This window comes from Kitasatospora sp. NPDC015121 (assembly GCF_055562955.1).
This window is the reverse complement of sequence record NZ_JBVHEH010000110.1, coordinates 1-1,160: the sequence shown is the minus strand read 5'-3', so window position 1 is coordinate 1,160 and position 1,160 is coordinate 1. Positions and strand designations below refer to the sequence as shown.

Below are 1,160 nucleotides of genomic sequence, written 5' to 3'. Positions count from 1 at the left end.
ACCGACGCGCTCGGCACCTCCGCGATCCTGGCCGCCGCGCTGGAGAAGACCGGCTACGACCTGGTGGTGTGCGGCATGGCCTCCACCGACGGCACCATGGGCGTGCTGCCCGCGCTGCTGGCCGAGCGCCTGGGCGTCCCGCAGGCCACCCTGCTCTCCGAGGTCGCCGTCGAGAACGGCACCGTCAAGGGCCGCCGCGACGGCGACGCGGCCTCCGAGCAGGTCGAGGCCCCGCTGCCCGCCGTCGTCTCGGTCACCGACCAGTCCGGCGAGGCCCGCTACCCCTCCTTCAAGGGCATCATGGCCGCCAAGAAGAAGCCCGTGCAGGCCCTGGACCTGGACGACCTGGGCATCGACGCCGCCACCGTCGGCCTGGCCGGCGCCTGGACCAGGGTCGAGGACGTCACCGCCCGCCCCGCCCGCACCCAGGGCGTCGTCGTCACCGACCAGGGCGAGGGCGGCAAGCAGCTCGCCGCCTACCTCGCCGAGCAGAAGTTCATCTGACCGGCCGCCGGACCTCGCGGGAGCCCGCCCGACCCCGGTCGCACCGCGCACGCACCCGCGCCGCCCGTCCGACCGGGGCCGGCCACCCGCACCCCGGACCGCCACCGGTGAACACCCCTTCCGCCTGACGGCACGCCACCTCGTCCTTCCACGCATCCCAGGAGCCACCGACCATGACCGAGATCCTGGTCCTCGTCGACCACGTCGACGGCGCCGTGCGCAAGCCCGCGCTCGAACTGCTGACCCTCGCCCGCCGCCTGGGCACCCCCTCCGCCGTCGTCCTCGGCGCCGGGGACGCCGCCACCGCCATCGCCGCCAAGGCCGCCGAGTACGGCGCCGCCAAGGTCTACACCGCCGACGCCCAGGAGTTCACCTCCCAGCTCGTCGTCCCCAAGGTCGACGCCCTCACCCAGATCGCCCAGACCACCGCCGCCACCGCCGTGCTGCTCACCTCCTCCGGCGAGAACAAGGAGGTCGCCGCCCGCACCGCCCTGCGCCTGGGCTCCGGCCTGATCACCGACGCCGTCGACATCGAGGCCGGCCCCGCCGGCCCCGTCGCCACCCAGTCGGTGTTCGCCGCCTCCTACCAGGTCAAGTCCACCGTCACCACCGGCACCCCCGTCATCACCGTCAAGCCCAACAGCACCGCCCCCGAA

Annotated in this window: 1 protein-coding gene and 1 pseudogene; both read left to right on the top strand. The window is 74.5% G+C overall.

All coding sequences use genetic code 11. From position 1 onward, the window contains the following. The coding region (locus ACZ3J7_RS41075) for an electron transfer flavoprotein subunit beta/FixA family protein (RefSeq protein WP_465628511.1) at window positions 1-504 on the top strand (504 nt) is incomplete at its 5' end. A gap of 173 nt (window positions 505-677) precedes the next feature. Beyond that, window positions 678-1,160, top strand: a pseudogene (locus ACZ3J7_RS41070) (electron transfer flavoprotein subunit alpha/FixB family protein); the annotation flags it as partial.